The sequence below is a fragment of the Wolbachia endosymbiont of Drosophila bicornuta genome (assembly GCF_028982105.1).
GTDB classification, from domain to species: Bacteria; Pseudomonadota; Alphaproteobacteria; order Rickettsiales; family Anaplasmataceae; genus Wolbachia; species Wolbachia pipientis.
In genome coordinates, this window is sequence record NZ_JAPQLF010000077.1 from 1 (window position 1) to 6,347 (window position 6,347).

5 protein-coding genes are annotated in these 6,347 nt (G+C 35.5%); 2 read left to right on the forward strand and 3 right to left on the reverse strand.

Annotation, left to right across the window (positions count from 1 at the left end; translation table 11 throughout):
- A partial coding sequence (locus OZD68_RS01960) for an IS4 family transposase (RefSeq protein ID WP_275008717.1) occupies positions 1 to 814 on the reverse strand: 814 nt, incomplete at its 3' end.
- A gap of 244 nt (positions 815 to 1,058) precedes the next feature.
- Between OZD68_RS01960 and secA the strand changes: the two genes are divergently transcribed.
- Entirely contained in the window at positions 1,059 to 3,719 is a 2,661-nt protein-coding gene (gene secA, locus OZD68_RS01965) for a preprotein translocase subunit SecA (RefSeq protein ID WP_259365941.1), read from the forward strand.
- A 3-nt stretch (positions 3,720 to 3,722) separates the two neighbouring features.
- Here secA and OZD68_RS01970 read toward each other — a convergent pair whose 3' ends face one another.
- Together OZD68_RS01970 and fsa are read right to left on the reverse strand one after the other, a co-directional pair.
- Positions 3,723 to 4,652 (reverse strand): ankyrin repeat domain-containing protein, encoded by a 930-nt coding sequence (locus OZD68_RS01970; RefSeq protein WP_174516903.1) that lies wholly within the window; start codon positions 4,650 to 4,652, stop codon positions 3,723 to 3,725.
- A 336-nt stretch (positions 4,653 to 4,988) separates the two neighbouring features.
- Complete coding sequence (gene fsa / locus OZD68_RS01975; RefSeq protein ID WP_182309173.1) at positions 4,989 to 5,630, reverse strand: fructose-6-phosphate aldolase; 642 nt, start codon at positions 5,628 to 5,630, stop codon at positions 4,989 to 4,991.
- A 651-nt stretch (positions 5,631 to 6,281) separates the two neighbouring features.
- Between fsa and OZD68_RS01980 the strand changes: the two genes are divergently transcribed.
- On the forward strand, positions 6,282 to 6,347 hold a 66-nt coding region (locus OZD68_RS01980), incomplete at its 3' end, for a hypothetical protein (RefSeq protein ID WP_275008869.1).

The following is a 6,347-nucleotide window of genomic DNA, read 5'->3' on the forward strand; positions in this document are numbered from 1 at the left end:
TATACTGTTCTTCAGTTAGTTTCTGACATATAATTCTTACTCTAATTTTTGCTTCTTTTCCTAACAATACCTCGTTTTCTAAAAATAACTTATCCTCTAAACATTCTAATAACTCCATTTTTTGATTTGTTTCTACATCATATATGTTGGTATCGGATTTATAACGACTTATGAAATAAGCTCCTATTTCATTGATTTGTTTAAAAGAACTTGGCACAAAATAACCGAGATCAGATATTAGCAAATCATTGCTTAATATATTACTTAAATGTTTCCTATATCCCTGGTCTGATCTTACCCACTCCGTTAAATTAAGTTGGTCTATTATCTGATTCATGTAGTCGAAAACTAATTGTAACTTTATTCCAGACTTAGTATTGCTTTCATAGCCACTGTAGCTAGTACCATAACCTTTATACATCTCTTCCATACTGTTAGGTAGAGTAACATAGCTACTGTCCAATAATTTAACACTATTAAATTGCTGTAAGATTTTGCAATCAACTTGCAAGATATTTTTAAAGAGAATCACAGATTCATTATACATCCTTTTCATAAATTCCACTGCTTCTTCAGTAAATCTAAAATCCAAACCTTGTTTTGTTATATCTATCGAGTCCTCGTTTAGTAATTGACACATTGTTTCTACGCTACAATTATCAACTCCTATATTACCCAAGACCATGGCTTTTACGCATGATGAACCTTTTAGCTTTCTCTTTCTTTTTATAAACCTTGTTGTAATTGAGATTTCCTCTGCTTTTTCATTAAAAAATTCTTTGAGCTTTTTTGATAAGCAAGTTATTTTATTCATTGGTTCTCTCACTAAAAGTATATCTTGGAGAACTTATACCTTATTATTCTATCTCTTTCATACCTTTATTTCCTTAACTTGACGCGTATGATTTCAATAACAGTGCCTGCAAGAACAGGGTTGGAAGTGTTACTTTGTTTATTACCTTAGTATATGAATAAGGATTCCCCGAATCTAATATGTAATTGCTGTAGGCTGCATTTAGTAATATAATCTCATATTAAATAAGACGTTACTTAAGTTTATGCTAGATTCTCCGCTAATTTTGACAGCTATTCTTATATTTTTCATTTTTACGTTGTCATTCTTTTTTATAAGAAAGATATTTGGTTCCACAAACAAGAAGATAATAAAATCCTTTAGGAAAATTGTTCAGCAAATAAATGCATTAGAAACAGAAATGCAGAGTTTATCTGATGAGGAGCTTGCTGGTAAAACTGAAGAATTCAAACAAGAATTGAAAAATGGGAAAACGTTAAATGATCTTCTCGTACCTGCATTTGCAGTTGTGCGTGAAGCCTCTCGAAGGTTTCTTAACATGAGGCACTTTGATGTTCAACTGATTGGTGGAATGGTGCTCCACAATGGTATGATATCAGAAATGAAAACAGGAGAGGGAAAGACACTCGTTGCAACTTTAGCAGCATATCTAAATTCCTTAGAAGGGAAAGGCGTACACGTCGTAACTGTTAATGACTACCTTGCAAAACGAGACACAGAGTGGATGAGCAAATTATATAATTCTCTTGGGGTTTCTGTTGCGTTTATTACGAATAACTTGACAGACGAAGAGAGGAAAGAGGCTTACAGTGCAGATATCGTGTATTCCACAAATAACGAGCTTGCCTTTGATTACCTGCGAGACAATATGAAATTTTCTCAAGAAGACATGGTTCAGAGAGGCTTTCACTACGGAATAGTTGATGAAGTGGACTCAATACTCATTGATGAAGCTCGCACTCCGCTTATTATTTCTGGCCCGGTTGAGGAAAACAATCAGATATATAAGCATATCAATAAAATAGTAACCAAATTAGTTGACTCTGATTATGAAGTAGATGAAAAAGGTAGAACGGTATTCTTGACTGAAGATGGTATTTCACGAGTGGAGGAACTACTAAGATCATACAATCTCATTCCTGAAAATTCCTCGCTCTATGATACTGACAGCATGATAATGACTCATTATATGGACCAAGCATTACGTGCACATAAGCTGTTCACTGCTGATAAAGATTATATAGTGAAAGATGGAAAGGTAGTGATTATTGATGAATTTACTGGGCGTATGATGGATGGCAGGAGATATTCCGATGGTCTTCATCAGGCACTTGAAGCGAAGGAGAATCTTGAAATTCAGCATGAAAACCAAACTTTAGCATCGGTCACATTTCAGAATTACTTTCGTATGTACAATAAACTTTCCGGAATGACTGGAACAGCAGCAACAGAGGCAGAAGAGTTTCGTGATATATACAGATTAAATGTAGTAAAAATTCCAACCAATGTATCTGTAAAAAGAGTTGATATTGATGATGAAATTTACGGTACAGAAAAGGAAAAATTTAATGCTGTATTGAAGTTTATAGAAGAATGCCACAAACGCCTTCAACCGGTCCTTGTTGGCACGGTGAGCATCGAAAACTCTGAGAAGCTTTCTGCGCTTTTGCAAAGCCATTCTCTTAAGCATTCAGTATTGAATGCTCGTTATCATGAACAAGAGGCGTACATAATAGCGCAAGCTGGGGTGCCAGGTAGTGTCACTATAGCAACTAACATGGCAGGACGTGGAACTGATATTCAGCTTGGTGGAAATGCTGAAATGATCGCAAAGGTGGAGCTAAAGAAGATAAAAAATGCTGATGAAAGAGAAAAAAAATATCAAGAAATAGTTGAAAGAGTAAAAAAAGATAAGGAAATTGCTATAAAAGCTGGTGGTTTATGTGTGGTTGGAACCGAAAGACATGAAAGCAGGAGAATAGATGATCAATTACGTGGCCGTTCTGGCCGTCAGGGTGATCCTGGACTTTCTAAGTTCTTTTTATCCCTCGAAGATGACCTAATGAGAATATTTGGTGCTGATAGAATGAGAAGCTTTTTACAAAAAGTAGGGTTAAAGAATAACGAAGCTATTCATCATCCATGGATCAATAAGGCACTTGAGAAAGCGCAAAAGAAAGTTGAAGCTAGAAACTATGACGTGCGGAAATCTCTACTTAAGTTTGATGACGTAATCAATAACCAACGTAAAGTTATTTTTAAGCAGAGAAACAATATCTTAGGCAACGAAATTAATGATTTACTTGAAGTATATAGCGAAGTAAATGAGAGCGTAATAGAAGGTATAGTCCAAAGTGGCTATTATGAGGATTATATTGAAGATATAGTCAAAGAATTCCATACAAGGTATGGAATAACGCTTGATAAAGAAGATTTAGCAAAGTTTTTAAACAAACAAGAAGCTTTGGATTATATAAATGATAAGATACAAGAATTTTTTACTGAGAAAGAAAAATATTTCAACAGTCAGCACACTACAGATTTGTGGAATACGATCGTGAAGCAAATGATGATAATGACACTTGATCATTTATGGAGGGAACACCTTTCAGTTCTAGAGAGCCTAAGACAAAGCATAAGCCTACGTGCCATGGGGCAGAAAGATCCACTGAATGAATTTAAACGCGAAGCTTTCTTGATGTTTGAGTCAATGCTTGAAAAATGGAAGGAACTCACCATTCACCGCCTAGCGCACTTTAAGTTGGCAGATAACCAAGAGATAGGCAATAGGTTACATTCTGCTAGAAATAGCAAACTTCCCAAAGTCTCAAGAAACGACAAGTGCCCTTGTAATTCTGGAAAGAAGTACAAACACTGCCACGGCGCGGTTACTGTGGTGAATTAATAATTATGGTTGTACAGTTTGTTTATTTCCATCAACATTACTGCAGCTAACCTCACTTAGCTTACTGTTTAATGAATGCTCTGATGACTTATATGCAACCCCATAGGAAATTCCACCAACGATCAGTGCAGATGCCACAGTAATTACAACTATTGCTAGTGCAGGTAATGCAGTAGCATAAATGAGTGCTAATGGAGCAACAATGGCAGCTAATATACCTACAGTAATTCCTGCTGTTATAGCTTTAGGTCTATGAATAAATGATGGATCTGCACCATAATTTAGGAGAAGTTTCGCTACTTTTGGATGTTGATAATTTAGTCTTGGATGTTCACCATGAGTGTAATAAACAGCATAATATAAAGGAGTTCTTCCGTCTTTATCTTGTGCATTAACGTCTGCTCCCTCTTCTAGCAAAACTTCTACTACTTGTGTGTATCCATTCTCAGCAGCATAATGTAAAGGACTTCTTCCATATCTGTCCACTACATTAACATCTGCCTCTTTTTTTATAAGATGTTTTACTACTTCTATATGACCACTATAAGCAGCATAATGCAAAGGAGTCCCTTTATCTTCATTTTGTGCATTAACGTCTGCTCCTTCTTCTAGCAAAACTTCTACTACTTGTGCATGCCCATGCTGAGCAGAATAATGTAAGGAGGTTTTTTCCCATTCATCTTGTACATTAACATTAGCTCCGTTTTTTGTTAAGTATCTTACTACTTTTTCATAGCCATTTTCAGCTGCTATAAGTAATAAATTGCACTTGAGCACTATAAACGTGTAATTTATATCAAATTCGTTTTTTTTCCACTCATCATATATAAGTTGATTTTCCTGCTGCAGCTTATCTTTAATTCTATCAATTAAATTTTCCTTACTCAGATCTGGACTACTGTTGACTTCTTGTAGTATTAACCTTAATGTCATTTCCTTCTACAAGATATAAAATTTTATTATGGCATATGGAGTGGATTATGTCAATGAAAAACTAAGAAACTGGTTCTTCTTTTTTTCTATAGCTTTAGGTTTACCTACAATTTGAAAAACAACAGATTCGTCATTCCGCTACTCGTTAGCGCCTCGGCGGTATGATGTAGGGAAACCTTTCTTGGGTTAGCTATAAAGTTAAAATTCGACCAGGGCAGCCGCAATAAGGTAGCAAACGCCATCATGTCTTTAGGAGAGTTTGGTAATGAAGGCTCTTAAGTTGACGCCATTGCCTGAACGGATACGCCAATTTTTATGTTCATTTGTAACCGTTTATTATTTTACACCCCAGTCTTTTTCAAATATTGCTAGTCCTTGGTCAGTAAGTGGGTGATTAATTAATTGTCTAAGTACTTTTGCTGGCACAGTAATTGAATCAGCACCAAGCCTTGCAGCTTCTATTACATGCGCTGGGCTTCTCACTGATGCAACAAGAACTTTAGTATCAAAACCGTAATTAGAATATATAGTACATATATCTTCTATTAGCGATAAGCCATCATAGCTTATATCATCAAGGCGACCAACAAAGGGGGAAATAAAACAAGCACCGACCTTAGCGGCAAGCAGTGCTTGTCCAGGAGAAAAACATAATGTGATGCTAACAGGTATTTTATGCTCTGTCCATAACTTTTTACAAGAAATTAATCCTTCATGTGTAAGAGGTAATTTGATCACAACATTATCAGCAATTTTTGCTAAATTCAGACCTTCTGTGATCATCTCTTCATGGTTATCTGCAACAACTTCAACACTAACAGGCCCTTTTATAATAGAGCATATTTCACGCACTAAATCCTCGTATTTATCTTTACGCCCGGACTTTGCTATTAAAGAAGGATTAGTTGTTATGCCGTCAATGAACTCCTTTAGTCCTTTAATTTCATTTAAATCAACGCTATCAAGAAAAATTTCCATATTAATCTCCTATAAAAAAAATACCCTTGCAAAATCTTGTCATCCTACCGCTTGACTTACAACCGTATGAACTTCCTGCGTTGTAAACATCAAACAGCCGATAACACAACTGTACAAATATTGAGACATAAGAGTAATTTGTACCAAGAAAAAAGATGTCATCCCAGTGCCCAGACCCCTTAGACAATGTACCATCTTTTGATTTTGTCCATTCTGGGCGGGGTTTTCAAGTTCTTTGATCTTAAATACCACATCTACTTTATCAAGATCAATGTTGACCTCTTTTACTAATGTTCTAATAAGACTACGTTTGGCTTGCCAATCTAGGTCCGATTTAACACTAGAATAAAAGCCCTTTATGCTATTTGTAATAAGATTCATTTTCTGCCGTATTCCCTTTTACCTTTTTCTTCTCTCCTTCAATCTCTTTTAAACGTTACTTCATTTTTTTTATTGCCTGCTTAAAGTCTTCCTTACTTATAGTTAGTGCATACTTTGTTGCCGTAAAAACTCCCGGTACCCAAACGATTGTAATAAGTATACACAATCTTTGTCAACTATTTTCGGCACTGGTATATTGACCTTACCCAGAAAAAGTGGAGAGAAAGAAAGGAGTTTTTTCGGGTAAAATAAAATTTTGGAGGATTAGAAATGGTAAGAGAATATACGGCAGAATTCAAATTGGAAGCTGTTAAGCTGGCAAATGAACAAAGAAAG